A 261-nucleotide genomic window follows, 5' to 3' on the forward strand; every position below is an offset into this window, starting at 1 on the left:
GGTGTAGATACACAAATTAAAAAAGCAGGTGTGAGCTGGATTCAGCATATTCGTTACGATCCGCATTCTAAAATGATTATTTCGTACCGTTTAAGTTTTCTAGATGGGCCGCTTGCGACGTATGAAACCGATTTAGATGTTTTTAAAAGTCGAGTCTTAAAACGCTTTGAGGTGGCGCAAAACGGCTGGAAACGAGCTGAAAATAAATATGTCTATCAGTGTGCCGATTATCGGATTGAATGTCATCAAGAGCAGGGGGGT

Annotated in this window: 1 pseudogene; it reads left to right on the forward strand. The window is 41.0% G+C overall.

Annotated elements, in window-relative coordinates:
- A pseudogene (locus ACG9ZB_RS17475) lies at window positions 1-261 on the forward strand (hypothetical protein); the annotation flags it as partial.

Source organism: Acinetobacter johnsonii, from assembly GCF_048551975.1.
Classification (GTDB): domain Bacteria; phylum Pseudomonadota; class Gammaproteobacteria; order Pseudomonadales; family Moraxellaceae; genus Acinetobacter; species Acinetobacter johnsonii_A.